Raw genomic sequence first — 26,973 nt, forward strand, 5'->3', positions numbered from 1 at the left:
GGAGCCCGTCTGTTCAATCGAGGCGGGCCAGCTTGGATTTGGCCATCGGCGGATTCTTTGCAAAATAGCGGCGCAGGCCCCGCAGGATGGCCTCCGCCATGCGGTCCTGGTAGGCCTCGTCGTTGAGCTTGGCTTCCTCATCCGGGTTGGAGATGAAGGCGGTCTCCACCAGGATGGACGGGATGTCGGGGGCTTTCAGCACGGCAAAGCTCGCCTGTTCGACTTCGCCCTTGTGCAGGCGATTGATGCCGCCCAGTTCTCCCAGCACGGCCTTGCCGACCTTCATGCTGTCGTTGAGAGCGGCGGTCTGCGACAGGTCGAGCAGCGTGCGGGCGAGGTGGTCGTCCTTCACGCCGATATTGACGCCACCGATCAGGTCCGCCGCGTTTTCCTTCTGGGCCAGCCAGCGTGCGGCAGTGCTCGACGCCCCCTTTTCCGATAGCACGAAGACCGAGCTGCCGCGGGCGGTCGGGCTGATGAAGGCGTCGGCGTGGATTGATACGAAAAGGTCGGCCTGCACCCGGCGGGCCTTGGCGACGCGCTGCTGCAGCGGCACGAAGTAGTCCGCATCGCGGGTGAGCATCGCCCGCATGTTGGGTTCGGCGTCGATCTTGGCTTTCAAGCGCTTGCCCACCGACAGGGTCACGTGCTTTTCGTAGCTGCCGGCCGCGCCGACTGCGCCCGGATCCTCGCCGCCATGACCGGGGTCGATGGTGATCGTGATCAGACGGCTGACGCCAGCGTCCTCTTCGGTTGGCTTGGCGGTGGGGCGAGCGGCCTGCTGCGGTGGCGGTTCGGTGCTCGTTGCTTCCCGTTTCTGCAGCTGCTCCGGCGGCTTGCGCGCGACCTCGACGGCCTTGCGCGGCTCCTCCGGTTTTTCCGGCCGCTGGGGCGGTTGGGCGCCACCGACTACTGCTTCTTCGGGCGTGATCTTCTCGAGTAATGCCAGCAGCGGATCCACCGGCTCGGTCGGATAGAGGTCGAGGACCAGGCGGTGGCCGTATTCGCCGACCGGCTTGAGCGTGAACACCTGCGGGCTGATCTCTGCCTTCAGTTCGATGACCAGCCGCACGACACCCGGGCGGTTGCGTCCCGCGCGGATCAGCTGGATGTACGGATCCTGCCCGGTGATCTTGGTGGGCAGGGACTGCAGCACCTCGTTGAGCTCGACGCCTTCCAGGTCGACAACCAGCCGTTCCGGCTTGTGCACCAGCTGATGGGTGAAGTTGAGACTATCCCGGCTTTCCAGCGTGATGCGGGTGTAGTCCTTGGCCGGCCAGACTCGCACCGCCAGGACGCTGCTCTGGGCAGCCCGGCCCAGTGGGCTGACCAGCAGGAGCAGGCTGGCGCCGGCCGAGCCGATGAAGCGCCGGCGCATGGCCGCGTCGACGCTAAGGGGATTCAGTGGGTTCGTGATGTGGCGAAACGTTCCAGGCATGTATGACCTTCTCCGCTCAACGGCCGCAGTTCCAGCCTGCGGCCGCCATCGGCGGATACCTGCAAGAGAATTTCGAGATCTGCTGCCGGAAGATAGGGTTGTGCGCGATCAGGCCACTCCACAATACGAATGCCGTCGCCTTCGAAGTATTCTTCCAGTCCAGCCTCGAGAAATTCTTCTGCGTGGGTGAAGCGATAAAAATCAAAGTGATATACGACAATTCTAGAATCTTTATACGGTTCGACCAAGGTATATGTTGGGCTCTTCACCTTTCCGGTGAAGCCGAGACCGCGTAGCAGGCCACGGGTGAGTGTGGTCTTGCCTGCTCCCAGGTCACCGCACAAGAAGACCGTCAGGCGACCGGGGAGGGCGTTTGCCAGCTGCTCGCCGGCAGCGAGCGTGGCGCTCTCATCGGCGAGGTACAGGCTCCCTTCGGGGGCGTTATCATGATTGGGATGAGCGTGAGACACGATGATCCTTCTGCTGGACAAAGCGATCTGACATCCCTGGCGGGACGGATCAAGGGCTGGGCACGAGCCCTGGGTTTCGAAGAAGCGGGTATTGCGGATCTTGACCTAGAAGATTCCGGCGCCGGCCTGGAAAGTTGGCTCGCGGCCGGTTTTCACGGGCAAATGGATTATATGTACAAACACGGGACCAAGCGTTTCCGTCCCGCCGAACTGGTGCCAGGAACGCAACGGGTCATTTCGGTTCATATGTCCTACTGGCCGGAGGCTGAGCCGGCTGCTGAAGTGCTTGCGGATTCGTCCCGGGCCTATGTGTCGCGTTATGCGCTCGGGCGGGATTACCACAAGGTCTTGCGCGCACGCTTGCAGAAGTTGGCAGATCAGATCGCCGAAGAGGCACCCCACGGATACCGGGTGTTCGTGGATTCCGCGCCGGTGATGGAGGTTGCGCTGGCCGACAAGGCCGGGTTGGGCTGGCGTGGTAAGCACAGCTTGCTGCTGTCCCGGCACGCCGGTTCGTTCTTTTTCCTGGGAGAGATCTACACCGATCTGCCGCTGCCGGTGGATCAGGCTGTCAAGCCTCATTGTGGCCGTTGTTCTGCGTGCATCGACCTGTGCCCAACCCAGGCGATAGTGGCACCTTATCAGGTGGACGCCCGGCGGTGTATTTCCTATCTCACCATCGAGCTAAAAGAAGAAATACCGTTGGAATTTCGCAAGGCAATTGGGAACCGTATATATGGTTGTGACGACTGCCAGCTTGCATGCCCATGGAATCGCTTTGCAAAGCCCACGGCGGAAGCGGAATTTGCGCCCCGGCATGGGCTTGGTCATGCAAAGCTGGTAGAGTTATTCCATTGGACAGAAAGGGATTTTCTCGAACGTATGGCTGGCAGTCCGATATACCGTATAGGTTATGAGCGTTGGTCGCGAAACCTGGCCGTGGCACTGGGCAATGCGCCCCACGGGGCCGAAGTCAGGCAGGCTCTGCAGGCCCGCCTGGCAGGGGCATCGCCGCTGCTGGCGGAACATATCATGTGGGCCTTGAAACAGCACGATACATTGCCTGCGGATGCCGCGATATAGTCTTAGTGATGATGTTCCGAAAACAGCCAAAACTTCCCGAGCAAGTGACGCCTGCTCCGCAAACCCTGGCGGAAGTGACTGCCATGGAGTCGTGGCGCTTCGATCCCCTGTGCATCGCTGAAGACGATCCAAAGGTTGATGCGCCCAGCCATCGGCCGGACAAGTTCCGCATCAAGATGCTGATGCGTGATGGCGAGCGTCGTCGTGAGACGGAACTGTTGATCCAGAAGCGCTATGCTTGGCGTGGCTATGGCCAGCTGGGCTCAATGGACGAGCCGAATCAACTGACGATGAATGCAGAGCTGTTCGGCCGCGTCTATGCGACCCTCACGGTTAATGTGGATTCGCCCGCCGGGCTGGCGCTTGATAGCACCTATGGCGCCGAGGCCGCGCGCCTACGTTCACAGGGACGTAAACTATGCGAGTTCGGGCGTTTCGCGATTGACCCGTCGGCCCGATCCAAGCGCCTCATTGCGTCCCTGTTCAACCTGCTTTATATCTATTCGGCCCGCGTCAAGGGGTGCACGGACATCCTTATCGAGATCAATCCGAGGCATCGGGATTTCTACGAGAAGATGCTGGAGTTCCGCCAGCTGGGCGAGGAGCGTATGTGCGAGCGGGTCAAGGCGCCGGCCCTGCTGATGCATATATCTTGTGAGCGCATCGAGCGGCGCATGCAGGAAATTGGCGGACGCTGGCGTGAGCTGCCCGATGAGAAATCGATCTACAAGTTCGCCTTCACGCCTGAAGAAGAGCTGGAGATGATCGAACGTCTCAAGAACTGAGTCGTCGGCCTCTCTTCATGGGGCCGGCTGGCGTAGAATCGCTGCTTCTCTTTCCGCTGCATTTCCATGTCTGATCCTGGCAAGCTGCCCATCGGAGTCTTCGACTCCGGCGTGGGTGGTCTAACCGTCGTGCGTGCGCTGATGGAGCGCCTGCCCCTCGAGAATATCGTCTATTTCGGCGATACGGCTCGCGTTCCCTATGGCGTGAAGTCGGTGGCGACCATCGAGCACTTCACTGGCCAGATCACCGATTACCTGCTCGAGCAGGGCGTCAAGATGCTGATCATCGCGTGCAACACGATGGCGGCGGTGGCGGCCCAGGTGGTCAAGCAGAAGGCTGGCGGCATTCCGGTGCTCGATGTGATCGACGCCGGTGCGCGGGCTGCGGTGGCCGAATCCCGCTCGCGGGCGATCGGCGTGATCGGTACGCCGACCACTGTGAATAGCAATGCCTACGCGCGCCGCATGCATGCCATCGACCCCAGTGTGCGCGTGTATTCCCAGGCCTGCCCGCTCTTCGTGCCGCTGGTTGAGGAGGGTTGGCTGGAGCACGAAGTCACCCGCCTGACGGCCCAGGAATACCTCAAGCCGGTACTGGCGGAAAACGTGGATACGCTGGTCCTCGGCTGTACCCATTACCCGCTGATCAAGCCCCTGTTGCAGGACGTGGTCGGGCCCGACGTGCATCTGGTCGATTCGGCCATTACCGTCGCTGAGCAGGCTGCACGTACGCTCAGCGAGATGGGTATCGCCAATCCGGGTGACAGCTTGTCTACATACCGCTATACCGTCACCGACATCCCCCTGCGCTTCCAGACCATCGGTGAGCGTTTTCTCGGGCGTTCATTGGGGCTGGTGCAGAAGGTGGACTGGTAACGAAAGCGAGGCACCCCGCTCGGGAGGACTGTGTCTCCTGAGGGGCGAATGAATTCGCCTCCACAGGAGGAGTTCTTCGTCTTCATTGAAAAAAGGCTGCGTGATCCGCAGCCTTTTTTACGTCATGCGTTCTTTCGCTTCTGCCACAGCACGTCGCCGCGGCCGCCCGCGCGGTTGAGGACCCGGCCAAGTACGAAGAGCAGGTCGGACAGGCGGTTGAGGTACTGGCGCGGCGCATCGTTGACGGCCTCTTCCTGGCCCAGCGCGACGATCATGCGCTCGCCGCGGCGGCAGATGGTCCGGGCCTGGTGGGCGAGTGCCGCCGCACGGGTGCCGCCCGGCAGGATGAAGTCCTTCAGCGGTTCGAGGTCGTCGTTGAAACGATCAAGCTCGTCTTCCAGATACTGCACCTGCTTGGCGGTGATCATCTCCATGCCGGGAATGCACACTTCGCCGCCCAGGTCGAAAAGGTCGTGCTGCACGTTGGTCAGCAGCGTACGCACGTCGTCCGGAAGTTCCTCGCACAGCAGGACGCCGATGGAGGCATTGACCTCGTCCACTTCACCGAGAGTGTGGATGCGCAGGCTGTTCTTGGAAACCCGGTTGCCGTTGCCGAGGCCGGTGGTGCCGGCGTCGCCGGTGCGGGTATAAATCTTGGACAGGCGGTGGCCCATTGTGCTGTCTCCTGAAGGAGTTGTGTTTTTGGAAGGTCGATTATAGCCAGCGGGGCCCGGCGGGGAGGGATGCTACAATTTACGGCTTTGATACTTGTCCTTCCCCGACCGTCGCAGTTGAGACATCCGGAGACCCCACGCCGATGAAAAGCGCCGAAATCCGCCAGAAGTTCCTCGAATTCTTCGCCTCCAAGGGCCACCAGATCGTGGCGTCCAGCTCGCTGGTTCCCCATGAGGATCCGACCCTGCTGTTTACCAACGCAGGCATGAACCAGTTCAAGGATGTCTTCCTCGGCTTCGACAAGCGCCCCTATACCCGCGCCACCACATCGCAGAAGTGCGTGCGTGCCGGCGGCAAGCATAACGACCTGGAAAACGTCGGCTACACCGCCCGCCATCACACCTTCTTCGAGATGCTGGGCAACTTCAGCTTCGGCGATTATTTCAAGCGCGACGCGATCACCTATGCCTGGGAGTTGCTGACTGAAGTCTTCAAGCTGCCGAAGGACAAGCTCACCGTCACCGTCTACGCGGAAGACGATGAGGCGTACGACATCTGGACCAAGGAAGTCGGCGTGCCGGCCGATAAGGTCATCCGCATCGGTGACAACAAGGGTGCCCGCTACGCCTCCGACAACTTCTGGATGATGGGCGACACCGGCCCCTGCGGCCCGTGCACCGAGATCTTCTATGACCACGGCGAGCACATCTGGGGCGGCCCCCCGGGATCGCCGGAGGAAGACGGTGACCGTTTCATCGAGATCTGGAACAACGTGTTCATGCAGTTCAACCGGGACGAGGCGGGCGTGATGCATCCGCTGCCCAAGCCCTCGGTGGATACCGGCATGGGCCTGGAGCGGGTTTCCGCCGTGCTGCAGGGTGTGCACGCCAACTACGAGATCGACCTGTTCCAGACCCTGATCAAGGCTGCGGCCCGTGAGACGTCCGACGCCGACATGGACAGCCCGTCCCTGAAGGTGCTGGCCGACCACATCCGCGCCTGTTCCTTCCTGATTGCCGACGGTGTGATCCCCGGCAACGAAGGCCGCGGCTACGTGCTGCGCCGGATCATCCGCCGCGCCATCCGCCATGGCTACAAGCTGGGCGCCCGCGCCGCCTTCTTCCACAAGCTGGTGCCGGACCTGGTTGCCGAGATGGGCGAAGCCTATCCCGAGTTGAAGGCCGGCGAGGCTCGCGTGACCGATATCCTCAAGCAGGAGGAGGACCGCTTCTTTGCCACCATCGAGAACGGCATGGCGATCCTCGAAGGCGAACTGGCGGCGATGGCTGCGGCCGGTTCTACCGTGTTCAACGGTGAGACGGCCTTCAAGTTGCACGACACCTTCGGCTTCCCGCTTGACCTGACCGCCGACGTCTGCCGCGAGCGCAGCGTGACTGTGGATAGCGCCGCCTTCGACGCCGCGATGGCGCGCCAGAAGGAGCAGGCCCGTGCCGCCGGCAAGTTCAAGATGGCCGCCAACCTGGAGTACGACGGCCCGGCAACCACCTTCCATGGCTACGAGCACCTCGAAGCCAAGGGCAATGTGCTGGCCCTGTACAAGGATGGCGTGGCTGTCAATGAACTCAACGAAGGCGAGATGGGCGTCGTGGTCCTCGACGACACGCCGTTCTATGCCGAATCCGGCGGCCAAGTCGGTGACCGGGGCGAGTTGCGTTCCGTGCATGGCATCTTCGCGGTGGAGGACACCCAGAAGATCCAGGCTACCGTCTTCGGCCACCACGGGGTGGTCAAGACCGGCAAGCTGACCGTCGGCAACGGCGTTACGGCCAAGGTCGATACCCAGGCCCGCGCTCGCACTGCCCGTCATCACTCGGCGACCCACCTGCTGCACAAGGCGCTGCGCGAAGTGCTCGGCAGCCACGTCCAGCAGAAGGGCTCTCAGGTCGATCCGGACAAGACTCGTTTCGACTTTGCTCACACCCAGCCTGTTACGGCCGAGGAGATCGCCCGCATCGAGCGCATCGTCAATGACGAAATCCTCGCCAACGCGGCCACCGACGCCAGCGTGATGGACATCGAATCCGCCCAGAAGACTGGCGCGATGATGCTGTTCGGGGAGAAGTACGGCGATGAGGTGCGCGTGTTGACCATCGGCTCCTCCAAGGAACTGTGTGGTGGCACCCACGTGGCCCGCACCGGCGACATTGGCCTGTTCAAGATTACCCTTGAAGGCGGCGTGGCCGCTGGTGTGCGGCGTATCGAAGCAGTGTGCGGCGACGTGGCGGTGGCCCTGGTGCAGGCGCAGCAGGCCTTGCTCGACGGCGTGACCGGAGTCCTCAAGGCCCAGCCGCAGGATGTGCTGGCGCGCGTGTCTCAGGTGATGGACAACGTGAAGGCCCTCGAGAAGGAACTTGCCCGCCTGAAGAGCAAGCTGGCGGCCAGCCAGGGTGACGATCTGGCTGCCCAGGCTACCGATGTGGGAGGGGCCAAGGTGCTGGCGGCGACGCTGGAAGGCGCCGACGTGCCGACCCTCCGCGAGACCCTCGACAAGCTGAAGGACAAGCTCAAGTCGGCGGCTATCGTGCTGTCCAGCGTCAATGACGGCAAGGTCAGCCTGATTGCTGGCGTGACGGCCGACCTGACCGGCAAGGTGAAGGCCGGCGAACTGGTCAACTTCGTGGCCCAGCAGGTGGGCGGCAAGGGCGGTGGCCGTCCCGACATGGCTCAGGCCGGTGGTACGGATGCAGCTGCACTGCCTGCTGCGCTGGCCGCGGTGGCCGGCTGGGTGGGCGGCAAGCTGGGGTGAGGGTGATCCCCGGCGTCCCCTGTCTGTGGCGGTGCGTTTAGGCGCTACTGCCCCAGGCGTCACCGAGCTTCTCTTCGCTCGAAAAGGATGCTTACAGTTGAACGGCCGGGCTGTCTGCCGGCCGTTTTTCCGTGGACGGCCCAGTATAGAAGCTGAAGCCGTTTCGACCGGTACCCTTGACGAGATACAAGGCTTGGTCCGCCCGCTGGAACAGGGTTTCGGCGTCCTGGGCGTCCGAAGGATAGAGGGCGATCCCGATGCTGGCGGAGATCCGCGCATCGCCCTCCTTGAGGGCGTAATGGGCGGCCAGCGTGCTGCGGATCGACTGAGCGATGGGCTCGATGTGCAGGCGGTCGGTGATACTCCCCAGGATCACCGCGAATTCGTCGCCGCCGAGGCGGGCTGCGGTATCCGTTTCGCGGATGCAGGCCTTAAGGCGTTGGGCGACTTCGATCAGTAACTGGTCGCCGGCGAGGTGGCCGAGGGTGTCGTTGACCTCCTTGAAGTAATCGAGATCGACCAGCAGCAACGCGACTTCCGTTTCCGCGCGGTCGGCGATGTTCATGTCCTGCTGTAGGCGGTCGAGCAGCAGGCGCCGGTTGGGCAGATCGGTCAGCGTGTCATAGCTGGCCTGGCGCCACAGCAGCTCTTCGGCACGTTTTTGTTCTGTGACGCTGGAGTACATGCCGACCCGCCATTGCACCTGACCGCTGTCGTCGTAGATGGTGTTGATCATCAGCCAGTCGGCGGCAATTTCCCCGTTGCGCCGGCGATTCAGGATTTCTCCCTTCCAGGTGCCGGTCGCGTCCAGGCTTTCCCACATGGTGCGGAAGAAGGCGTGATCGTGGCGTCCTGAGCTCAGGACGCTTGCCGGCTGGCCGATGGCTTCCTCAGGCGCGTAGCCCATCAGGCGGGTGAAGGCCGGGTTGATGGCGACGATGCGGTTGGTGGTGTCGGTGACCATGATGGCTTCACCGACAGCCTGATAGACGAGGGAGGCCAGGCGCAGGGCGTCCTCCCGTTCGCGGCGTTCGCTGCTGTCCCGGATCACGAGCGTTGCCATGCGCCCCCTCTCGGTTTCGGTCGGAGTCATGCTGATGCTGACTGGAAAACGGCGGCCGGCGGCGCTAAGCGCGATCAGGTCTACGTCGGCCACTGACTGGATCGGTTGGTTCAGCTCACTCCATTCGGAGGCGAGCAGGTTGCCCACCGGTCGCCCGATCAAGTCTTCGTAGCGGTAGCCAAAGGTGCTGAGTGCGCGCTGGTTGGCACGGCTGATGTGCCCGGTTGCATCGAGAATGATGATCGCGTCAGGGGCCGTGTCGAGCAGGATGCGCAGCTCCAGTTCCTTGCTGGCGATATGTTTCAGGTCACGTTCCCGGAGCGACCAGAGATGGATCAGCAGGCCGAGCATGACGAGAGTGGCAAGCACAAACAGGGCGACCTGTACCGCGGTTTTGGTGACCTCCCGGTACCAGCCGAGCAGATAGTCTTCGTCGGCCAGCCCCACGATGACGTAGTAGGGGTAGTGCTCCATGCGCCGATAGGCATTGGTCCGTTCGATGCCGTCGATCTGGGTGACGGCGAGGTAGGCGCCTTCTTTTGGGGCTGCCCGGATCGCTGCGGCGAGTTGGGGGGAGACGGCCCGCGAGCCGGTTCGCACGTCGGGGGCGCTGGGGGCCGGATGGCGGGTGATCAGGCCGAGTTCGGTGTCGCGCAGGGTGACGGCCCCGCCGGGCCCTAGGTTGAGGCTGGCGAAGAGTTCGCGCAGATGGGTCAGACGGATGCTGGCGACGGCTACGCCGGCAAAGCGGCCGTCTCGTGTTGTGATGCGGCGGCTCAGGGTGATGATCCATTCACCGCCAATGCGTCCCTGGAGGGGCGCAGAGATCACCAGGCCGGCGGATGCGGAGTTCCGGTGGCGCAGAAAATAGTCCCGGTCGCCCAGCAGGCCGGGCCTGCGGTTCGGCGGCCCGTTGCTGGCCAGCACGGTGCCGTGTTCATCAACGATCAGCAGGCTGTGCAGGGCTGGCTGTCGCGAGAAGTGTTGCTGCAGGATGGTCTGGTAGCGCCGGCTGTCAGGCTTGCTTGTCTGACCATCGTCGAGATCGTCTACCAGTGCCTGGAGTGTCAGGTCGATGCGATCGAAAATTGCAGCGATGTCGTGATCGAGGAGCTGTGCCAGATTGCGGGTGTTGACGATGGCCCTTGCCCGCGACTGTTCCAGTCCCTGATGGAGGGATTGGAAGGCCAGGCCGATGACCATCAGGTTCAGCAGGATGACGGCGATGCTAAGCCGTGTCCGGAATTGGGATGCGCTGAAGCTTGCCGACCGAAACGTGGGCACAGCCTTCATGACGGCTCCTCCATCGAGGCGTGGAACTTATGGCGGCGTCCCGGTGAGGGCTGTTCGGGTGTTGCAGGTTGCCAGTCTTACTTTTTTCTGATGAAGGAGAAAGAGGTTTGCGCAAATATCTGTTCGGCCGGGCCTGGTGATACGGCTGCAGGCCCGGCCGACCGGCTTAGAACGGCAGCGTCACGCCGGGCCAGACACCTTCGATGGCACGACGGAAGTCGGCCTGGATGCGCTCGATGGCGGCAGTGCTGTCAGCTTCAAAACGCAGGACGACGACCGGCGTGGTGTTGGACGGGCGCGCCAGGCCAAAGCCGTCGGCGTACTCGACGCGTACGCCGTCGATGGTCAGGATGCTCTCGGCGCCGCTGAACTGTGCTTCAGCCTTGAGCTTGTCCACCAGCGCGAAGGGTTCGCCTTCGTTCATCTTGATGTTCAGTTCAGGGGTGCTGGTGGCGTTCGGCAGGCCCTTGAGCACCGGGTTGGCATCGGCGTGACGGGACAGGATCTCGAGCAGGCGTGCGCCGGTGTAGAGGCCGTCGTCGAAGCCGTACCAGCGCTCCTTGAAGAAAACGTGGCCACTCATCTCACCTGCCAGCGGGGCGCCGGTCTCCTTCAGCTTGGCCTTGACCAGCGCATGGCCGGTGTTCCACATGGTGGGCTTGCCGCCGCGGTCCTTGATCCAGCCGGCCAGGTTGCGGGTGCACTTGACGTCATAAATGATCTCGCCACCCGGCACGCGGGTCAGCACGTCTTCGGCGAACAGCATCAGCTGACGATCGGGGAAGATGATTTCGCCATCTTTGGTGACGACGCCCAGTCGGTCGCCATCGCCGTCGAAGGCTAGGCCGATTTCCGCATCGGTTTCCTGCAGGGCGCGGATGACGTCCTTGAGGTTCTCCGGCTTGGAGGGATCGGGGTGGTGGTTCGGGAAGTTGCCATCAACCTCGCAGAACAGTTCGACCAGCTCGCACCCGAGGCGCTTGAAGAGTTCCGGTGCAACGGCGCCAGCAACGCCATTGCCGCAGTCCATGACGACCTTCATCGGGCGGGACAGCTTCACGTCGCCAACGATTTTCTCGACGTAGGCCGGCACGACGTCGGCCTGGGTGAGTTTGCCGGGTTCGGCGGCGGTTACCAGGTTGCCGTCGATGATGCGCTGGCGCAGGCCCTGGATCAGTTCGCCGAACAGGGTCTGGCCGCCGAGGACCATCTTGAGGCCGTTGTAGTCGGGCGGGTTGTGGCTGCCGGTGACGGAGACACAGGAGTTGGTGCCCAGCTCGTAGGCGGCGAAATAGGTCAGGGGGGTCGGCACGCAGCCGACATCGATGACGTCCACACCGGCAGCCCGGATGCCGTCGGCCAGGGCTCCGGCGAGTTCAGGACCGGACAGGCGCCCATCCCGACCCACGGCGATGGCTTTCTGACCGCGGGCAACGGCTTCGGAGCCGAGGGCCTGACCGATTGCGCGCACGGCTTCGGCAGTCAGGGTTTTGTCGACGATGCCGCGAATGTCATAAGCCTTGAAGATCTCTGGGGCGGGAACGAACATGCTGGGAACTCCGGTCGGAAACGATGAGGGTTCGATTATACGCGGTGCACCATGACGACTGGGTGTGCTGATGGCGCCGATTTCGATGATTTTCCCGGGCGGATGCTGCATTGCCAAGCAGGACGTCAGTGTCCGGCCTGGAAAAAGTCCAGGATCCGCCGGGGCAGCCAGTTCAAGTGTCCAGGCCAGGCGCCGCTGACGAATCCGACGTGGCCGCCTTCCCTGGGCTGCTCCAGTTGCACAACGGCGGAAACGTGCTGCCGGGTGGGTAGGTGGTGGGCGGGCAGGAAGGGGTCGTTCAGTGGATTCAGCAGCAGGGTGGGAATCTGGATGCCAGGCAGGTGGGGCTTGCTGGATGCGCGGCTCCAGTAATCGTCAGCGTTGCGAAAGCCGTGCAGGGGCGCGGTGACAAGGTTGTCGAACTCATACAGCGTGCGGCTGCGCCACATCGCGCGGGGGTCGAAGATTCCCGGATGCTGCCCCAGCTTTACGGCTGCGTTGTGCTTGAGGGTGGCGAGGAAGTGTCGCGTGTAGATGCGGTTGAAGCCCTGGGCCAGCGCATGGCCCGTCGCGGTCATGTCGATTGGCGCGCAGATCGCGGCGGCGGCGTCGATCAGCCCGCTGGCGGTGCTGCCGCGGGTGCCCAGCCACAACAGCAGGGCGTTGCCGCCGAGGGATACGCCAGCGGCGTAGCGGCGTTGGGCCGGGAAAAGGGCTGCCAGACGTTCCAGTATCCAGCCGATCTCCTCCGCGTCGCCAGCGTGGTAGCCACGTGGCAGGCGGTTGGGTTCGCCGGAGCAGCCGCGAAAATGCGGGATGACCCCATTCCAGCCCAGCTCCGCCAGATGGCGCATGAGATGCCTCGCGTAAGGCGAGCGGCTTGACCCCTCCAGGCCGTGAAAGAGTACGACCAACGGTGCGCCGGGTTGATGCGGCAGCCAGTCGAGGTCAATGAAGTCGCCGTCCGGCGTGTCCCAGCGTTCGCGGAGCATTGCCGGCAGCTGCCCCTTGCGTAGCAGGGGCCAGATGGTCTGGACGTGGCCGCCGGGTAGCCAGCCGGGAGCGACGTAGGCTCCGGCGGCATGGACGTACGCTGTCAATGGACCACGTGAGGGGTGTTGTTGCTGTGCAGGCTGTCCATGTCCGGCGCGAGGGACGCGTGGTGCATGACCATCCGCCAGCCGAGGGCTCCACGCGTAAAGACGTTGGTGGCGATGATCGGTGGGTGCAGCCGGTCGTCGCCCTCCACGTGCACGTGTTGCTGAAGGGTATGCACGGCCGTCATGACGCTGACCCAGCGTACCGGGTGGCTGATGTTGACGTTGATGCGACTGCCGCTAGCAAAGAGCTGGCGCCAGGATTCGCGGATGGCCGCAAGCCCGACCAGGCGGATGCTGCCGGGGTGGACGCAGACAACTTCTTCGTCTTCCGACCAGACGGCCATCATGCCGTCCACGTCGGCGCGGGCCAGCGCGGCATAGAAAGCCGCTTCGGCGTCGTCGGGTGAAGTGTAGATCGGGGTGCTCATGCGTGTTTCTCGGATGGAAGTTCGCATGTGACACGGGGGCGTTACCGCCCCCGTGCTGGCCGTGGCCCGGCGAGGAGCCTCAGTGGTGTCCCTTGGGCAGCTCGCCCTTGAAGACGTACTTGGCGCCGCAATACGGGCAGGTTGCCTGGCCTTCCTTGGTGACGTCAAGGAACACACGAGGATGCCGGGCCCACAGAGGGGCATCGGGCATCGGGCAGTGCAGCGGCAGCTCGTGGGCGGTTATTTCGATCGGCTTCGACTTGTCCTGATTTTCAGGCATGGATTGCTCCCTGGGATCTTAGATGTAAGACAGCCACTCTTCGTATTCGGGGGCCTGGCCGCTGACAATCTGGAAGAAGCGGCTCTGCAGCTTCTCGGTGATCGGGCCACGCTTGCCTTCGCCGATTGTGCGGCCGTCCAGTTCGCGGATCGGGGTCACTTCGGCGGCGGTGCCGGTGAAGAAGGCTTCATCGGCGATGTAAATGTCGTCGCGGGTGATGCGCTTGGAGACGACGTCGAGGCCGAACTCCTTGGCGACGCGGATCACGGAGGCGCGGGTGATGCCGGTCAGCGCGGAGGCGATCTCGGGCTCGTAGATGGCGCCGTCCTTGATCACGAAGAGGTTCTCGCCGGCGCCTTCGGCCACGAAGCCGTTGGTGTCGAGCAGCAGGGCCTCGTCGTAGCCGGCTTCGGTGGCTTCCAGGTTGGCCAGGATGGAGTTGGCGTAAGTGGAGGCCAGCTTGGCGCGCGGCATCGTGACGTTCACGTGGTGGCGGGCGAAGGACGAGGTCTTCACGCGGATGCCCTTCTCCAGGCCATCCTCGCCCAGGTAGGCACCCCACGGCCAGGCCGCAATGGCCACGTGGACCGTGGCGCCCTTGGTGGAGATGCCCATCTTTTCGGAGCCGTAGAAGGCGATCGGGCGCAGGTAACAGGATTCGAGCTTGTTGGCGCGGACCACTTCCAGCTGGGCTTCCATCAGAACTTCCTTGGAGTAAGGAATGTTCATCATGTAAATCTTGCCGGAGTTGAGCAGGCGCTGGGTGTGCTCGGCGAGACGGAAGATCGCCGTACCCTTGACGGTCTTGTACGCGCGGACGCCCTCGAATACGGAAAGGCCGTAGTGAAGGGAGTGGGTGAGCACGTGGGTGGTCGCTTCGCGCCACGGCACGAGCTTGCCGTCGTACCAGATGAAACCGTCGCGGTCTGCCATTGACATTGTGGGGATCTCCAGCTGAAAACAGTAAATTCGAGCCCGCGATTCTAGCTCATTCCGAGAGGCTGCGGACCCTCGCCCGGAACGGGTTAAAATGTCGCCTTTGTCTGCGGGATGACGATGAGAGCCTGGAAACCGAATGTCACTGTGGCGGCCGTGGTCGAACGCGACGGGCGCTTTCTGGTCGTCGAGGAGGAAACCGAGACTGGACTGTGCTTCAATCAGCCGGCCGGCCATCTGGATCAGGGCGAATCCCTGCTGCAGGCCGTCACCCGCGAGGCGCTGGAGGAAACCGCCCATCACTTCAAGCCGGAGTTTCTCGTCGGCATCTACCAGTGGCCCAAACCCGGGAGTGACATCACCTATTTGCGTTTCACGTTCGGTGGCAGTGTGGCGGGATTCGATCCGGAGCGGCGGTTGGACTCAGGTATCGTGCGCGCCTTGTGGCTTACGCTGGACGAGCTGCGCGAGACGCGGGAGCGTCATCGCAGCCCGCTGATCCTGCAGTGCTGTGAAGACTATCTGGCCGGGCGGCGCTATCCGCTGGAGTTGGTGCGCCACTACGACGCCTGATGTTGCGCTCGGGCATATTGGCGACCTGTCTGCTGCTCGGTTCGGGAGCGGCCCTGGCCGACGCGCACCTGACCGTATGTTTCAACTACGGATGCCTGAACGAGGCGTCGGTGGTGTTTTCCGAGGCGCAGATCGGGGTTCTGGCTGGTCGTTTGAGACTTGCGACTTCTGCGCTGGCCGAGCGGGCGGTCCTCGCTCAGGTAATGGGGCAGTTATACCGCTGGGCGGGTGAGCAGTCGCCGATCCATGTGGATCGGCCCGGCGATTATCTCGACGACGACGTGCCGGGCAAGATGGATTGCATCGATCACGCCCAGACCACGACGCGTATGCTGCTGATGCTGGAGAGGCGCGGGTTGCTGCGTTTTCATGAGGTGGATGAGGTGCATCGCCGTGTGCGTTGGCTGGTTGCACAGCATTTTTCGGCGGTGATTCGCGAGAAGAACGACGAGGCGCCCGAGGCTGGCGCACGCTTCGTGGTGGATACTTGGTTTGGGGAGCATGGCGATCCTGCTGTGGTGCTACCCCTGGAAGATTGGCTGGATGGAGAGGGACCGAATGTCTCGTAAGGAAAAAGTCATCGTCGGCATGTCCGGCGGCGTGGATTCGTCGGTGGCGGCGATGCTGCTCAAGCAGCAGGGCTACGACGTTGTCGGCCTGTTCATGAAGAACTGGGAGGACGATGACGACGATGAATACTGTTCGACCCGGGAAGACTTGGTGGACGTGGTGTCGGTGGCCGATGTGCTGGGTATCGAACTGGAGGTGGTGAACTTCTCGAAGGAGTACAAGGAACGGGTTTTCGCCGACTTCCTGCGGGAGTACGAGGCGGGCCGCACGCCCAACCCGGACATCCTGTGCAACTCGGAAATCAAGTTCAAGGCCTTCCTTGACCACGCGCTGGCGCTGGGCGCAGATCGCATCGCCACCGGCCACTACGCGCAGGTGCGCGAATGGACCAACGACGGGCGCACCGAGTATCAACTGCTCAAGGCGGAAGACGGGACCAAGGATCAGAGCTACTTCCTGTATCGCCTGAACCAGGCCCAGCTGTCGAAGGCATTGTTCCCCATTGGCCATCTCTACAAGCGCGACGTGCGCAAGATGGCCGAGGCGGCAAACCTGCATGTGCATGCCAAGAAGGATTCGACGGGTATCTGCTTCATCGGCGAGCGCCCGTTCCGGGAGTTCCTGTCCCGCTACCTGCCGGCCAAACCAGGTGAGATCCGCACGTTGGAGGGCGACAAGGTGATCGGCCAGCATCAAGGCTTGATGCATCACACCATTGGCCAGCGCAAGGGGCTCCAGATTGGCGGCATCAAGGGCAACCAGGATGACGCCGGTGAGCACGACGCCTGGTATGTCGCGCAGAAGGATATGGCGAAGAACGTGTTGTACGTTGTGCAGGGACACGATCATCCCGCACTGCTGAAGGATCGCCTCACGATTACCGACCTGAGCTGGGGCTCTGGTCGGGATCCGCGTACACACTGGGTGTATACGGCCAAGCCACGTTACCGGACGCCGGATGCACCCTGTGAGATCGATGTCCTTGCCGACGGTCGCGCCGAGATTGCCTTTGCCCAGCCGCAATGGGCGGTGACCCCGGGGCAAAGCGTGGTGATCTACGAAAGCCGGGTCTGCCTGGGGGGCGGGATCATCACGGCCTGAAGGGGCTGTTGATACAAAAGCAAACGGGCGCTATGTGGCGCCCGTTTTGTTTTCAAGGGTTCTGAGCCAGCCGGAAGCTCGGATAGGCCCAGTTGTGCTCCCACGCTGCGCGTACCATGTTCGGGTACTCGGGTCGGCCAAGGCTGCCGTTGTAGCGTCCCAGTGCGCGGAACAGGTCGCCACGCTCCATGTCGAGGTAATGACGCAGGATCGTGCAGCCGAAGCGCAGATTGGTACGCATGTGGAAGAGATTGCTCTCCTGGTTGCCGATCAGTTTGACCCAGAACGGCATGACCTGCATGTAGCCACGGGCGCCCGCCGAAGACAGGGCGTATTTCTTGAAGCCGCTTTCGACCTGGATCAGCCCCAGCACCAGTTGGGGGTCGAGGCCGGCACGGGTAGCTTCGTAGTGGATCGCCCGTAGAAGCTCAAGGCGGTAGGTTTCGTCCGGGATGCGTTTGGCCATGCGGCGAGACATCTCGGCCAGCCAACGGGATCCCTCCGGGGAGCGCTGGAAACTTGCATCCAACGGTGCCTGGTCGGCAACTGCCGCATGCAGCGCAGCCTGCACGCTGGCTGCGAGCGGTTCGTAGATCTGGTTCCCGGCATGGGCCATCGTCGCTCCGCCCAGCAGGAGTGCAGCCAGAGTGGAAGCGACGATGGCGCGCATGCTCGGTTTGCCTCAGCCCTTCAGTTTTGCGATGACCGTGGTCGCTACGTCGGCGACGGCCAGCTTGGTGGCTTCGGCGTCGCGGCGGCCCTGGTATTCGACGACGCCTTCCTTCAGGCCGCGGTCGCCGATGACGACACGGTGCGGGGTGCCGATCAGCTCGTTGTCGGCGAGCAGGGAACCCGGGCGCTCGTCCCGGTCGTCGAGGAAGGCATCGATGCCGGCCGCGACCAGTTCGGCGTACAGCTTGTCGGCGGTTTCACGCACGGCTTCGGACTTGGCGTAGCCCATCGGCACGATGGCGACCTGGAACGGTGCGATGGCGTCCGGCCAGATGATGCCGCGGGCGTCGTTGTTCTGCTCGATGGCTGCGCCGAGGATGCGAGAGACGCCGATGCCGTAGCAGCCCATCTCCATGACCTGTTCCTTGCCCTGCTCGTTGAGGAATTTACAGCCGAGGGCTTCGGAGTACTTTGTACGCAGTTGGAAAATGTGGCCGACTTCGATGCCGCGGCAGATGTCGAGGCTGCCCTTGCCGTCCGGCGAGGGGTCACCGACGACGACATTGCGCAGGTCGGCGATTTCGGCTTCGGGGAAGTCACGGCCGATGTTGACGCCGGTGTAGTGGTAGTCGTCCTCGTTGGCGCCGGTGACGAAATCGGCCATTGCCGCAACGGTGCGGTCCATCACCACGCGGCCCTGGAAGCCGATGGGGCCGAGGGAGCCGGCATTGGCTCCGAAGGCGGTCAGGATGGAAGCAGGGGAGGCGAAGGTCAGCGGATTTTTGACGCCCGCCACCTTCTGGGCCTTGACCTCGTTCAGTTCGTGGTCCCCACGCAGCAGGAACAGCACGGGCTTGCCGCCGGAAGCTTCGTCGCCGTCCACCACGATCGCCTTGACGGTCTGGGTGGCGGGAATCTTCAGGAAGGCGGCCAACTCGTCGATGGTCTTGGCGCCAGGGGTATGCACCTTGGTCAGCGCAGCGCTGGCAGCGGGGCGCGGGGTGGTCGGCGCCAGGGCTTCGGCGAGTTCCACGTTGGCGGCGTAGTCGGAGTCCGGGCAGTAGGCGATGTCGTCTTCGCCAGTTTCGGCGATCACGTGGAATTCGTGGGAGCCAGTGCCGCCGATCGAGCCGGTATCCGCCGCGACGGCGCGGAACTTCAGGCCGAGCCGGTTGAAGATGCGATGGTAGGTGTCGTACATGTTGCGGTACTCCCGCTGCAGATCCTCGAAGGAGCTGTGGAAGGAGTAGCCGTCCTTCATGACGAATTCGCGGCCGCGCATTACGCCGAAACGGGGACGGATCTCGTCGCGGAACTTCATCTGCACTTGATAGAAGTGCTTGGGCAGCTGGCGATAGCTCTTCAGCTCCTTGCGCACCACGTCTGTGATGACTTCTTCGTGAGTCGGGCCGACGACGAAATCACGGTCGTGGCGGTCCTTGAAGCGCAGCAGTTCGGGGCCGTAGAAATCCCAGCGGCCGGATTCCTGCCACAGCTCGGCCGGTTGCACGGCGGGCATCAGCACTTCGATGGCACCGGCACGGTTCATCTCCTCCCGCACGATGGCTTCCACCTTGCGCAGGGCGCGCAGGCCCAGGGGCATCCAAGTGTAGATACCGCCGGCGAGGCGCTTGATGAGCCCCGCACGCATCATCAGTTTGTGGCTGATGACTTCGGCGTCGGAAGGGGCTTCCTTGAGGGTGGAGAGGAAGAACTGGGAGGCACGCATGACGGAATCCGTTGTTAGTACAGATTGTAATTTTAACGTGCACCTCGCGCCTTGGCGCCGCTTCTGTTGCACTGCACCGATTCGGGGCATCGGCTTTCGCGGCAAGGGGAAATATGGAAGAATTCCGCACAGTTCATGAATTAAAGGTTGCACCATGCTCGACCGTGAAGGCTACAGGCCTAACGTCGGCATCATTCTGGTGAATGCGCGCAACGAGGTTTTCTGGGGCAAACGGATACGAGAACATTCCTGGCAGTTTCCGCAGGGCGGAATCAAGCACGGCGAGTCGCCGGAACAGGCCATGTACCGTGAGCTCTTCGAAGAAGTCGGCTTGAAGCCTGAGCACGTTCGTATCATCGGCCGCACCCGCGGCTGGTTGCGCTACGACGTGCCCAAGCACTGGATCAAGCGGGAATGGCGTAACACCTATCGCGGCCAGAAGCAGATCTGGTTCCTGTTGCGACTGGTGGGGCGCGATTCTGACGTATGCCTGCGTGCGAGCACTCACCCGGAGTTCGATGCCTGGCGCTGGAGTTATTACTGGGTGCCCCTTGAGGCAGTCATCGAGTTCAAGCGCGGTGTCTATCAGGCGGCACTGCTTGAACTGGCCCGACTGCTTTTCCGTGATCGGGTCTTCGATATTCCCGAAAGCTACCGGCCGATCGTCGTGACGCCGGAGCCTCCGGGGCGACCTTCCCACTCCTGACAAGACGCGTGCCGAGCTGAAACTCGGCACGCGTCTTTTTGTCTCATTCACCGTTGCTGCTGATTTTTGTCGTCGCACAGAGTGTGGCGTCAGGTCCGGGGGGGTAGTAGCCCAATCCGGGTTCATCGCTGTAGGGGCACATTGGGAGGAGGCACCATGGAGCGCTTGCACTATCAGCCGATCCGGCAGTTTCGGGTCAAGAGCGGCACTTGCGAAGTCGCGGATGCCTGGAGCTTGAGCAAAGTCGTTGCGTCGTCACCGGCGATAGAGGTAATGACCGATCTGAGACGGATTCCGGCGGCAACCATCTCCGATTCGGTTTCGTTGGTCGAAGCCAATCACAGCATGATCCTGCGTGGCGTGCGGATGCTCTTTGCCACGGACGCCGATCGCCGCGTGGTGGGCATCATCACGTCCAATGACTTGTTAGGGGAGAAGCCGACGCGGGTGGCGCGGGAGCGGATGTCGCGCCATGAGGAATTGACGGTGCGCGACATCATGGTGGCGACGGAAGAACTCGATGCCGTGACGATGTCGGATGTATTGCGTGCCGAGGTTGGGCACATCGTTGCCACCCTGAAGGCCTGTGGGCGGCAGCATGCGCTGGTGGTTGAGGACGAAGGCGGTGCGGCACCCGTTATCAGGGGGATTTTTTCTGCATCCCAGATCGCGCGCCAGATGGGGATTCCCTTGCAGACCGCTGAGGTGGCACGCACCTTTGCCGAAATTGAGGCTGCTATCGGTAGCTGATCTTTCGCGCAGGCGACGGCCTGTTCTGCAAGGGTTTGGCCCGGCGGAAGGGGAGGGTAGTAGAATTGCGCCCGTCTTTCATCCTCCCCTTTGGAAACCTGATGGCTGCAGCTTCCCGTTTGGTCCGCTCATGTATTCCGCTTTTCTTCGTGGTGACGGGCATCGCGCTTGGTGGTTGTGCTGGTGGTCGCACTTCCCTCTTCGAGGAAGAGGCCAAGCCGGTCTGGAAGGAGATCGAGCCGGCGCTTCCCGCATTTCCCGAAAGCGCGAATCTGATTCCCCTTGATCTGGCGAGTGCATCCACTTCTTCGTCGTTCGTGGATGAGAAGTCGCTGACGCTCGCCGAGGATGGTGTCGTGCGTTTTACGCTGGTTGTGCGTGGAGCGGGCGGCGCCCAGAACGTGAGCTTCGAGGGGATCCGCTGCGACACCGCAGAGCGGAAGCTTTATGCGATCGGCCGCGGCGACAAGGAGTGGGTCCGGCCTCGTACCGACGAATGGCAACGGATTCGCGACAATGCCTTCAATCGCCAGTACGCCTTGCTTGCCAAGGACTTCTTCTGTCCGTTGGGATCCATCCGTCCGAACCGAGACCAAATCGTTCAGTCCCTGCGACAGGCTGCCGGCCTGCGCTGACATCAAATTTTAATTGGAGTGGTGGTGATGCTGGATCAGCTGATCATTGGTTTCGACAGGGCTTTGCGTACCGTGTTTGCGGATGCTCAGACTGTACGTCCCGTGCCTGGTGAGGCACTGCCTGAGGCCGAGATGAGCGAGCAGGAAAAGCGTCATGCGGCCTCCCTGATGCGCGTCAATCACTGCGGAGAAATCTGTGCCCAGGCCTTGTATCAAGGGCAGGCGCTGATGTCCGGGAACGAAGGCATCAAGAAGGCGCTTGCGGGAGCTGCGCATGAAGAGACCGAGCACCTGGCGTGGACCGAGCGTCGCATCGCTGAGTTGGGCGGGCGGAAGAGCTTTCTGAACCCGCTCTGGTACGGCGGCTCGCTCGCCATCGGAATGCTGGTTGCTCGATTCGGCGATGGCGTCAATTTGGGTTTTCTGGCGGAGACCGAGCGTCAGGTCGAAGCACATCTGGACAGCCATCTCGGTCGCTTGCCCGAACAGGATCTGCGTTCCCGCGAGATCGTTGCTCAGATGAAGGTCGACGAGGTCGCCCATGCCGATACTGCTGTGCGCCTCGGGGCTGTGGAGCTTCCTGTGCCAGTGAAGGCCGCCATGCAGGCGACCTCTAAGGTCATGACGGGCGTCGCGTACTGGATCTGAGTCAGATCCGGGCCTAGGCCTCGACAATCTCCCAGGTGTGTTCGATTTCCGCTGTTTTGCTGAGCATGATCGTCGCCGAGCAATACTTGTCGGACGATAGTTTGATGGCTCGTTCTACGCTTTCAGGCTTCAGGCCGCGCCCTGTAACGGTGTAGTGGAAGGAAATGCGCGTGAACACCTTGGGGTCGGTCTCTGCGCGTTCGGCTTTCAGGCTCACGCTGCAATCCCGGACGTCCTGCCGGCCGCGCTTGAGTATGAGGACTACGTCGAAGGCGGTGCATCCGCCCGCGCCGGCCAGCATCATTTCCATGGGCCGTGGTGCAAGATTGCGCCCACCAGCGTCGGGGGGGCCGTCCATTGCAATCACGTGCCCTGAGCCGGTTTCGGCCATGAAGGTCATGTCGCCGACCCACTTGACTACGCACTCCATTCTGTTTCCCTTCAAAATTTGACGTGTTAAGGAGTATTGCTCCTTTTGCGGTTCATGATTGTAGCCGGCCTGAGGGCCACTGAAGTGGCTCCGTATGTTGCATTGCAATATCTGGGGGTCGGTCTGAGGTTTGGATGCGCAGTGGCCTGAGTTGAGGTGCCTGGTTTTGTTCATATGAAATTGTTGATTTCATATGAACTTTATTCGATAAATATTAATTATTTCTTGATAGATAATATTTTGACGCGGCGCACAAAAAAATCTTGCGCCGAGGATGGAGGGGGGAGATAATTTGGTCAGTCCAGTTGCTTTTGTTGTTTGAGGCGGCTGAAAGGTGTCTCCTCCACCCTCCTCCTTTGGTGTGGATTTAGCGCAGATCTCCCCGATCTGCGCTTTTTTTTGCCTTGATTTAATGTTTGACACCATTCTTGAGTCTGGGGTAAAATCCGCGGCTTTCCGAATTATGGTCGTTCCCGGTGTCGGGAAAAGTCAGAGGGATCTTCATGAAAACGTTTTCTGCCAAGCCGCATGAGGTCAAGCGCGACTGGTTCGTCGTCGATGCGACGGACCTGGTCCTTGGTCGGCTTGCTTCCCAAGTTGCGCTTCGCTTGCGCGGCAAACATAAAGCCATCTACACCCCGCACGTTGATACCGGTGACTTCATCGTTGTCGTCAATGTCGACAAGCTGCGTGTGACCGGCACCAAGGCCCAGGACAAAAAGTACTACCGTCACTCCGGCTATCCGGGCGGTATCTACGAAACCAACTTCACCAAGCTGCAGCAGCGCTTCCCTGCTCGCGTGCTTGAAAAGGCTGTCAAGGGCATGCTCCCCAAGGGGCCGCTCGGCTACGCCATGCTGAAGAAGCTGAAGTGCTACGCCGGTGCTGAGCATCCGCATGCCGCACAGCAGCCCCAAGTTCTCGCGATTTAACAGGAGCCAATAATGGCTGTGACTTACAACTACGGTACCGGTCGTCGCAAGTCGGCTGTTGCCCGTGTCTTCATCAAGAAGGGCTCCGGCAACATCGTCGTGAACGGCAAGCCGGTTGATCAGTTCTTCTCCCGTGAAACCGGTCGCATGATCGTTCGTCAGCCGCTGGTTCTGACGAACTTTGTCGACACTTTCGACATTCTGGTCAATGTGACCGGCGGTGGCGAATCCGGTCAGGCGGGTGCTGTGCGCCATGGCATCACTCGTGCGCTGATCGACTACGATGCAGAACTCAAGTCCCCCCTGAAGAAGGCTGGCTTGGTTACTCGCGATGCCCGTGAAGTCGAGCGTAAGAAGGTCGGTTTCCGCAAGGCGCGTCGTCGCAAGCAGTTCTCCAAGCGTTAATCCGCTTAGAGCATGGTCAAAAGGCCGCCTTCGGGCGGCTTTTTGTCATCTTGGCGTAGTATGTTGTTCCGGCGTGGTTCGGGTGTCTGCTGGTGGTTCATTTCCTGTTGGGGGCGAGCATGATCAAGGTTGGTGTGGTTGGTGGGACGGGATATACCGGGGTTGAGTTGTTGCGCTTGTTGGCGCAGCATCCGGATGTGGAACTGAAGGCAATCACTTCGCGTGGTGAGGCGGGGATGCTGGTCGCGGATATGTTCCCGAGCCTTCGTCGCCGGGTTGATCTGCGGTTTGTTGACCCTCAGGCGGCTGATCTGTCGGGGTGTGACGTCGTCTTCTTCGCTACGCCTAACGGGATTGCGATGCAGCAGGCTGCAGCCCTTGTTGCTGCGGGTGTGAGGGTCATCGATCTAGCTGCGGATTTCCGGATCTCCGACGTGGCTGAGTGGGAAAAGTGGTACGGGATGAAGCACGCCTGCCCTGAGCTGGTTGCCGAGGCGGTGTATGGTTTGCCGGAGGTAAATCGCGAGGCTATCAAGGCTGCCCGGGTGGTGGCCAATCCTGGTTGTTATCCCACGGCGGTGCAGCTGGGCTTCTTGCCGCTTGTTGAGGCCGGTGTCGTACAACTGGACGGCTTGGTTGCAGATGCCAAATCTGGTGTTTCCGGTGGTGGCCGCAAGGCTGAGACGCACATCCTGTTCTCCGAGTCGGCGGACAACTTCCAGGCTTACGGTGTGTCGGGGCATCGGCATTTGCCGGAGATTCGGCAGGGGTTGTCGCGCTACGCCAATGCTCCCGTCGGGCTGACTTTCGTTCCGCATCTCACCCCGATGATCCGTGGCATTCATGCGACGCTCTACGCGCGCCTTACGAATGATGTCGATCTGCAGGAGCTGTTCGAGACCCGCTTCGCCAATGAGCCGTTTGTGGATGTGATGCCGCGTGGGGCTCATCCGTCCACGCGTTCCGTGCGCTCCGCCAATATCTGCCGGATTGCGGTTCATCGTCCGCAGGGCGGAGATGTCGTGGTGGTGCTGTCGGTCATCGACAACCTCGTGAAGGGGGCTGCGGGACAGGCAGTGCAGAACATGAATGTCCTGTTCGGTCGCCCTGAAACCGCAGGGCTTGAGCAGATCCCGGTGATGCCTTGAACTAAAATCGAGTGTTTTTGTCGACTATTTGATGGTGTTGCCTTGACCCGCCGTTAGGGGCTGACCATAATCCGACGATCGTTTTGAAGGAGTTGTTCCATGGATGCCGTGACCGAAATGCCGAGCCCGTTTGTGTTTACCGATAGCGCTGCTAGCAAGGTGAAGGAGTTGATCCTCGAAGAGGGGAATCCTGATCTCAAGTTGCGTGTCTTCGTGACGGGTGGTGGTTGTTCCGGTTTCCAATACGGTTTTACCTTCGATGAAATCCGCAACGAAGACGATACCGTTATGGAAAAGGAAGGCGTGATGCTGCTGATCGATCCCATGAGCTACCAGTACCTGGTTGGGGCAGAGATCGATTATACGGAGGGGCTTGAAGGCTCTCAGTTTGTGATTCGCAACCCCAATGCGACGAGTACCTGTGGCTGTGGCTCGTCGTTTTCCGCATGATCTGAGTTGTTAGGCGGGGCGGATCGTCCCGCCCTCCTTGGCTTCGGTTTTGCCGAAAGGCGCCTGTTGCGTAAGTGGCAGGCGCTTTTTCTTTGTTGTGGGTGGAATGCTGCATCCCGTTTTTCGGGATGGGCTAGAATTTTGGCTCTCTTTTCTCAGGGTAGGTCGCGCTAGTGGGTGTGCGACGCTCGGGCCTGAGTGTCGCCTTGAGGCTGTGCAAGGATAAATATGACTGACATTACTACGTCGCTGGAGTTGATCAAGCGGGGGGCGGATGAGCTTTTGATCGAGGCTGATCTGGTTGAGAAGCTCAAGACTGGGCGTCCTTTGCGTGTCAAGGCGGGCTTCGACCCCACTGCGCCTGACCTGCATCTCGGACACACGGTGCTGATCAACAAGTTGCGCCATTTTCAGGAACTCGGTCACCAGGTCTTGTTTTTGATCGGCGACTTCACTGGCATGATTGGCGACCCTTCAGGCAAAAACACGACCCGGCCGCCGCTTACGCGTGAGCAGGTGCTGGACAATGCACGTACTTATCAGGATCAGGTGTTCAAGATCCTTGACCCCGTGAAGACTGAGGTTTGCTTCAATTCCAGTTGGATGGAGGCTTTGGGGGCGTCAGGTATGATCCGCCTTGCTGCGCAGCATACGGTAGCTCGAATGCTGGAGCGGGATGACTTCTCGAAGCGCTATTCAACTCAGCAGCCAATTGCGATCCATGAGTTTCTCTATCCTCTCTGCCAAGGCTACGACTCGGTGGCTTTGAAGGCTGATATCGAATTGGGTGGTACAGATCAGCGTTTCAATCTGCTTGTTGGGCGTGAACTGCAGAAGCATTACGGCCAGGCGCCGCAGTGCGTGCTGACGATGCCGCTCCTTGAAGGGCTGGATGGCGTGAACAAGATGTCGAAATCCCTGGGGAATTACATCGGCATCTATGAGCCGCCCAACGAGATTTTCGGAAAAGTCATGTCCATCTCTGATGATCTCATGTGGCGTTACTACGATTTGCTGTCGTTTAAGGGGGCTGCGGAAATCAAGGGTTTGCGTGAGTCGATTGCTGGAGGGCGGAATCCTCGTGATGTAAAAGTGCTGCTGGCCCAGGAGTTGGTGGCTCGTTTTCATGGGCAGGCTGCTGCAGTGGCGGCCTTGGAGGACTTTGAGGCGCGTTTCCAGCGGAATGCGATCCCCGATGATATTCCTGAAGTTTCCTTGCCTGGTGGGGGCGAAGGGGTTTCAATTAGTTCAATCCTGAAGCAAGCGGGTTTGACGGCAAGTACCTCTGAAGCTCTGAGAATGATCGATCAAGGCGGGGTGCGATTGAATGGGGAGAAGTTGAGCGAGAAGGGGTTGGTTTTGAAGGCCGGAGAGGTTGTGGTGCTTCAGGTGGGCAAGAGAAAGTTTGCCAAGGTGAGTGTTGTCTAAATTATTTTGTCGAATGGTGTTGACGGTTTTCGATAATTCTTTATAATGCGCAG

28 protein-coding genes are annotated in these 26,973 nt (G+C 61.3%); 16 read left to right on the plus strand and 12 right to left on the minus strand.

Annotated elements, in window-relative coordinates:
• Window positions 1–13: 13 nt before the first annotated feature.
• Both ACE3RX_RS19470 and tsaE read right to left on the minus strand, forming a co-directional pair.
• Window positions 14–1,378, minus strand: a complete 1,365-nt coding sequence (locus ACE3RX_RS19470) for an N-acetylmuramoyl-L-alanine amidase (RefSeq protein ID WP_374486650.1) — start codon at window positions 1,376–1,378, stop codon at window positions 14–16.
• A 23-nt stretch (window positions 1,379–1,401) separates the two neighbouring features.
• The gene (gene tsaE, locus ACE3RX_RS19475; RefSeq protein ID WP_374486651.1) at window positions 1,402–1,911 is read right to left on the minus strand and encodes a tRNA (adenosine(37)-N6)-threonylcarbamoyltransferase complex ATPase subunit type 1 TsaE; all 510 of its coding nucleotides are present in this window, start codon (window positions 1,909–1,911) and stop codon (window positions 1,402–1,404) included.
• Between tsaE and queG the strand changes: the two genes are divergently transcribed.
• From queG to murI, 3 genes are all read left to right on the plus strand, one after another.
• On the plus strand, window positions 1,894–2,991 hold the full coding sequence (queG, locus tag ACE3RX_RS19480) for a tRNA epoxyqueuosine(34) reductase QueG (RefSeq protein WP_374486628.1): 1,098 nt from the start codon (window positions 1,894–1,896) through the stop codon (window positions 2,989–2,991). The genes tsaE and queG overlap by 18 nt on opposite strands.
• A gap of 8 nt (window positions 2,992–2,999) precedes the next feature.
• Window positions 3,000–3,776, plus strand: coding sequence for a hypothetical protein (locus ACE3RX_RS19485; RefSeq protein ID WP_374486652.1), 777 nt, complete (start codon window positions 3,000–3,002; stop codon window positions 3,774–3,776).
• Between the two features lie 66 nt (window positions 3,777–3,842).
• Complete coding sequence (murI, locus tag ACE3RX_RS19490) at window positions 3,843–4,652, plus strand: glutamate racemase (protein ID WP_374486629.1); 810 nt, start codon at window positions 3,843–3,845, stop codon at window positions 4,650–4,652.
• 122 nt (window positions 4,653–4,774) lie between these two features.
• Here murI and ACE3RX_RS19495 read toward each other — a convergent pair whose 3' ends face one another.
• On the minus strand, window positions 4,775–5,326 hold the full coding sequence (locus tag ACE3RX_RS19495; protein WP_374486630.1) for a cob(I)yrinic acid a,c-diamide adenosyltransferase: 552 nt from the start codon (window positions 5,324–5,326) through the stop codon (window positions 4,775–4,777).
• 143 nt (window positions 5,327–5,469) lie between these two features.
• Here ACE3RX_RS19495 and alaS point away from each other — a divergent pair, with 143 nt between their 5' ends.
• On the plus strand, window positions 5,470–8,094 hold the full coding sequence (alaS, locus tag ACE3RX_RS19500; RefSeq protein WP_374486631.1) for an alanine--tRNA ligase: 2,625 nt from the start codon (window positions 5,470–5,472) through the stop codon (window positions 8,092–8,094).
• 91 nt (window positions 8,095–8,185) lie between these two features.
• Here the strand turns inward: alaS and ACE3RX_RS19505 are convergent, their stop codons facing one another.
• The 6 genes from ACE3RX_RS19505 to ACE3RX_RS19530 all read right to left on the minus strand — a co-directional run bounded on the left by ACE3RX_RS19505 (window position 8,186) and on the right by ACE3RX_RS19530 (window position 14,746).
• Window positions 8,186–10,450, minus strand: a complete 2,265-nt coding sequence (locus ACE3RX_RS19505) for a diguanylate cyclase domain-containing protein (RefSeq protein ID WP_374486632.1) — start codon at window positions 10,448–10,450, stop codon at window positions 8,186–8,188.
• Between the two features lie 166 nt (window positions 10,451–10,616).
• Window positions 10,617–11,999 (minus strand): phosphomannomutase/phosphoglucomutase, encoded by a 1,383-nt coding sequence (locus ACE3RX_RS19510; protein ID WP_374486633.1) that lies wholly within the window; start codon window positions 11,997–11,999, stop codon window positions 10,617–10,619.
• A 125-nt stretch (window positions 12,000–12,124) separates the two neighbouring features.
• Window positions 12,125–13,099, minus strand: coding sequence for a hydrolase (locus ACE3RX_RS19515; protein WP_374486634.1), 975 nt, complete (start codon window positions 13,097–13,099; stop codon window positions 12,125–12,127).
• Window positions 13,096–13,527, minus strand: coding sequence for a nuclear transport factor 2 family protein (locus ACE3RX_RS19520; protein ID WP_374486635.1), 432 nt, complete (start codon window positions 13,525–13,527; stop codon window positions 13,096–13,098). The genes ACE3RX_RS19515 and ACE3RX_RS19520 overlap by 4 nt, the downstream gene beginning before the upstream one ends.
• 79 nt (window positions 13,528–13,606) lie before the next feature.
• Window positions 13,607–13,807: a zinc-finger domain-containing protein gene (locus ACE3RX_RS19525; protein WP_374486636.1), complete on the minus strand. Its 201-nt coding sequence runs from the start codon at window positions 13,805–13,807 to the stop codon at window positions 13,607–13,609.
• Between the two features lie 18 nt (window positions 13,808–13,825).
• The gene (locus tag ACE3RX_RS19530; RefSeq protein WP_374486637.1) at window positions 13,826–14,746 is read right to left on the minus strand and encodes a branched-chain amino acid transaminase; all 921 of its coding nucleotides are present in this window, start codon (window positions 14,744–14,746) and stop codon (window positions 13,826–13,828) included.
• Between the two features lie 111 nt (window positions 14,747–14,857).
• On the opposite strand from ACE3RX_RS19530, the gene ACE3RX_RS19535 reads away from it, so the two are divergent.
• Genes ACE3RX_RS19535 through mnmA form a run of 3 tightly spaced genes read left to right on the plus strand, consistent with a single transcriptional unit; the run spans window position 14,858 to window position 16,987 of the window.
• On the plus strand, window positions 14,858–15,316 hold the full coding sequence (locus ACE3RX_RS19535; RefSeq protein ID WP_374486638.1) for an NUDIX hydrolase: 459 nt from the start codon (window positions 14,858–14,860) through the stop codon (window positions 15,314–15,316).
• Window positions 15,316–15,885: a hypothetical protein gene (locus tag ACE3RX_RS19540; RefSeq protein WP_374486639.1), complete on the plus strand. Its 570-nt coding sequence runs from the start codon at window positions 15,316–15,318 to the stop codon at window positions 15,883–15,885. The genes ACE3RX_RS19535 and ACE3RX_RS19540 overlap by 1 nt, the downstream gene beginning before the upstream one ends.
• Window positions 15,875–16,987, plus strand: coding sequence for a tRNA 2-thiouridine(34) synthase MnmA (gene mnmA, locus ACE3RX_RS19545; RefSeq protein ID WP_374486640.1), 1,113 nt, complete (start codon window positions 15,875–15,877; stop codon window positions 16,985–16,987). The genes ACE3RX_RS19540 and mnmA overlap by 11 nt, the downstream gene beginning before the upstream one ends.
• Window positions 16,988–17,039: 52 nt before the next feature.
• Here the strand turns inward: mnmA and ACE3RX_RS19550 are convergent, their stop codons facing one another.
• Window positions 17,040–17,657: a lytic transglycosylase domain-containing protein gene (locus tag ACE3RX_RS19550; protein WP_374486641.1), complete on the minus strand. Its 618-nt coding sequence runs from the start codon at window positions 17,655–17,657 to the stop codon at window positions 17,040–17,042.
• A gap of 12 nt (window positions 17,658–17,669) precedes the next feature.
• On the minus strand, window positions 17,670–19,388 hold the full coding sequence (locus tag ACE3RX_RS19555; protein ID WP_374486642.1) for a proline--tRNA ligase: 1,719 nt from the start codon (window positions 19,386–19,388) through the stop codon (window positions 17,670–17,672).
• 154 nt (window positions 19,389–19,542) lie between these two features.
• Here ACE3RX_RS19555 and ACE3RX_RS19560 point away from each other — a divergent pair, with 154 nt between their 5' ends.
• From ACE3RX_RS19560 to coq7, 4 genes are all read left to right on the plus strand, one after another.
• A complete protein-coding gene (locus ACE3RX_RS19560; protein ID WP_374486643.1) occupies window positions 19,543–20,094 on the plus strand; it encodes an RNA pyrophosphohydrolase in 552 nt (183 codons plus the stop codon).
• Between the two features lie 156 nt (window positions 20,095–20,250).
• Window positions 20,251–20,844, plus strand: a complete 594-nt coding sequence (locus ACE3RX_RS19565; protein WP_374486644.1) for a CBS domain-containing protein — start codon at window positions 20,251–20,253, stop codon at window positions 20,842–20,844.
• A gap of 101 nt (window positions 20,845–20,945) precedes the next feature.
• Window positions 20,946–21,479, plus strand: a complete 534-nt coding sequence (locus ACE3RX_RS19570) for a CNP1-like family protein (RefSeq protein WP_374486645.1) — start codon at window positions 20,946–20,948, stop codon at window positions 21,477–21,479.
• Window positions 21,480–21,506: 27 nt separating this feature from the next.
• On the plus strand, window positions 21,507–22,127 hold the full coding sequence (gene coq7, locus ACE3RX_RS19575; RefSeq protein WP_374486646.1) for a 2-polyprenyl-3-methyl-6-methoxy-1,4-benzoquinone monooxygenase: 621 nt from the start codon (window positions 21,507–21,509) through the stop codon (window positions 22,125–22,127).
• Window positions 22,128–22,140: 13 nt separating this feature from the next.
• Here the strand turns inward: coq7 and ACE3RX_RS19580 are convergent, their stop codons facing one another.
• Entirely contained in the window at window positions 22,141–22,557 is a 417-nt protein-coding gene (locus ACE3RX_RS19580; protein WP_374486647.1) for an OsmC family protein, read from the minus strand.
• A gap of 503 nt (window positions 22,558–23,060) precedes the next feature.
• On the opposite strand from ACE3RX_RS19580, the gene rplM reads away from it, so the two are divergent.
• The 5 genes from rplM to tyrS all read left to right on the plus strand — a co-directional run bounded on the left by rplM (window position 23,061) and on the right by tyrS (window position 26,920).
• Entirely contained in the window at window positions 23,061–23,489 is a 429-nt protein-coding gene (rplM, locus tag ACE3RX_RS19585; protein ID WP_079437046.1) for a 50S ribosomal protein L13, read from the plus strand.
• A gap of 12 nt (window positions 23,490–23,501) precedes the next feature.
• Window positions 23,502–23,894 carry a 30S ribosomal protein S9 gene (gene rpsI / locus ACE3RX_RS19590; RefSeq protein WP_141351686.1) on the plus strand — a complete coding sequence of 131 codons (393 nt, stop codon included), beginning with the start codon at window positions 23,502–23,504 and terminating at the stop codon, window positions 23,892–23,894.
• A 119-nt stretch (window positions 23,895–24,013) separates the two neighbouring features.
• Window positions 24,014–25,042 carry an N-acetyl-gamma-glutamyl-phosphate reductase gene (gene argC / locus ACE3RX_RS19595; protein WP_374486648.1) on the plus strand — a complete coding sequence of 343 codons (1,029 nt, stop codon included), beginning with the start codon at window positions 24,014–24,016 and terminating at the stop codon, window positions 25,040–25,042.
• A gap of 99 nt (window positions 25,043–25,141) precedes the next feature.
• Window positions 25,142–25,492, plus strand: a complete 351-nt coding sequence (erpA, locus tag ACE3RX_RS19600; protein WP_079437043.1) for an iron-sulfur cluster insertion protein ErpA — start codon at window positions 25,142–25,144, stop codon at window positions 25,490–25,492.
• Window positions 25,493–25,720: 228 nt separating this feature from the next.
• Window positions 25,721–26,920 (plus strand): tyrosine--tRNA ligase, encoded by a 1,200-nt coding sequence (tyrS, locus tag ACE3RX_RS19605; protein WP_374486649.1) that lies wholly within the window; start codon window positions 25,721–25,723, stop codon window positions 26,918–26,920.
• Window positions 26,921–26,973 lie beyond the last annotated feature (53 nt).

Origin of the sequence: Zoogloea sp. (genome assembly GCF_041914405.1) — a bacterium.
Classification (GTDB): Bacteria; Pseudomonadota; Gammaproteobacteria; order Burkholderiales; family Rhodocyclaceae; genus Zoogloea.

Bases quoted from the DNA above. Each gene is read 5' to 3' on its own strand.
- ACE3RX_RS19570 (WP_374486645.1), top strand. From the start codon at position 20,946: ATGGCTGCAGCTTCCCGTTTGGTCCGCTCATGTATTCCGCTTTTCTTC.
- ACE3RX_RS19580 (WP_374486647.1), bottom strand. From the start codon at position 22,557: ATGGAGTGCGTAGTCAAGTGGGTCGGCGACATGACCTTCATGGCCGAA.
- ACE3RX_RS19535 (WP_374486638.1), top strand. From the start codon at position 14,858: ATGACGATGAGAGCCTGGAAACCGAATGTCACTGTGGCGGCCGTGGTC.
- ACE3RX_RS19485 (WP_374486652.1), top strand. From the start codon at position 3,000: ATGATGTTCCGAAAACAGCCAAAACTTCCCGAGCAAGTGACGCCTGCT.
- alaS (WP_374486631.1), top strand. From the start codon at position 5,470: ATGAAAAGCGCCGAAATCCGCCAGAAGTTCCTCGAATTCTTCGCCTCC.
- ACE3RX_RS19470 (WP_374486650.1), bottom strand. From the start codon at position 1,378: ATGCGCCGGCGCTTCATCGGCTCGGCCGGCGCCAGCCTGCTCCTGCTG.
- ACE3RX_RS19555 (WP_374486642.1), bottom strand. From the start codon at position 19,388: ATGCGTGCCTCCCAGTTCTTCCTCTCCACCCTCAAGGAAGCCCCTTCC.
- ACE3RX_RS19505 (WP_374486632.1), bottom strand. From the start codon at position 10,450: ATGAAGGCTGTGCCCACGTTTCGGTCGGCAAGCTTCAGCGCATCCCAA.
- ACE3RX_RS19540 (WP_374486639.1), top strand. From the start codon at position 15,316: ATGTTGCGCTCGGGCATATTGGCGACCTGTCTGCTGCTCGGTTCGGGA.
- ACE3RX_RS19520 (WP_374486635.1), bottom strand. From the start codon at position 13,527: ATGAGCACCCCGATCTACACTTCACCCGACGACGCCGAAGCGGCTTTC.
- ACE3RX_RS19560 (WP_374486643.1), top strand. From the start codon at position 19,543: ATGCTCGACCGTGAAGGCTACAGGCCTAACGTCGGCATCATTCTGGTG.
- coq7 (WP_374486646.1), top strand. From the start codon at position 21,507: ATGCTGGATCAGCTGATCATTGGTTTCGACAGGGCTTTGCGTACCGTG.
- erpA (WP_079437043.1), top strand. From the start codon at position 25,142: ATGGATGCCGTGACCGAAATGCCGAGCCCGTTTGTGTTTACCGATAGC.
- murI (WP_374486629.1), top strand. From the start codon at position 3,843: ATGTCTGATCCTGGCAAGCTGCCCATCGGAGTCTTCGACTCCGGCGTG.
- ACE3RX_RS19565 (WP_374486644.1), top strand. From the start codon at position 20,251: ATGGAGCGCTTGCACTATCAGCCGATCCGGCAGTTTCGGGTCAAGAGC.
- ACE3RX_RS19550 (WP_374486641.1), bottom strand. From the start codon at position 17,657: ATGCGCGCCATCGTCGCTTCCACTCTGGCTGCACTCCTGCTGGGCGGA.
- tyrS (WP_374486649.1), top strand. From the start codon at position 25,721: ATGACTGACATTACTACGTCGCTGGAGTTGATCAAGCGGGGGGCGGAT.
- mnmA (WP_374486640.1), top strand. From the start codon at position 15,875: ATGTCTCGTAAGGAAAAAGTCATCGTCGGCATGTCCGGCGGCGTGGAT.
- ACE3RX_RS19530 (WP_374486637.1), bottom strand. From the start codon at position 14,746: ATGTCAATGGCAGACCGCGACGGTTTCATCTGGTACGACGGCAAGCTC.
- rplM (WP_079437046.1), top strand. From the start codon at position 23,061: ATGAAAACGTTTTCTGCCAAGCCGCATGAGGTCAAGCGCGACTGGTTC.
- rpsI (WP_141351686.1), top strand. From the start codon at position 23,502: ATGGCTGTGACTTACAACTACGGTACCGGTCGTCGCAAGTCGGCTGTT.
- ACE3RX_RS19510 (WP_374486633.1), bottom strand. From the start codon at position 11,999: ATGTTCGTTCCCGCCCCAGAGATCTTCAAGGCTTATGACATTCGCGGC.
- queG (WP_374486628.1), top strand. From the start codon at position 1,894: ATGAGCGTGAGACACGATGATCCTTCTGCTGGACAAAGCGATCTGACA.
- argC (WP_374486648.1), top strand. From the start codon at position 24,014: ATGATCAAGGTTGGTGTGGTTGGTGGGACGGGATATACCGGGGTTGAG.
- ACE3RX_RS19525 (WP_374486636.1), bottom strand. From the start codon at position 13,807: ATGCCTGAAAATCAGGACAAGTCGAAGCCGATCGAAATAACCGCCCAC.
- ACE3RX_RS19495 (WP_374486630.1), bottom strand. From the start codon at position 5,326: ATGGGCCACCGCCTGTCCAAGATTTATACCCGCACCGGCGACGCCGGC.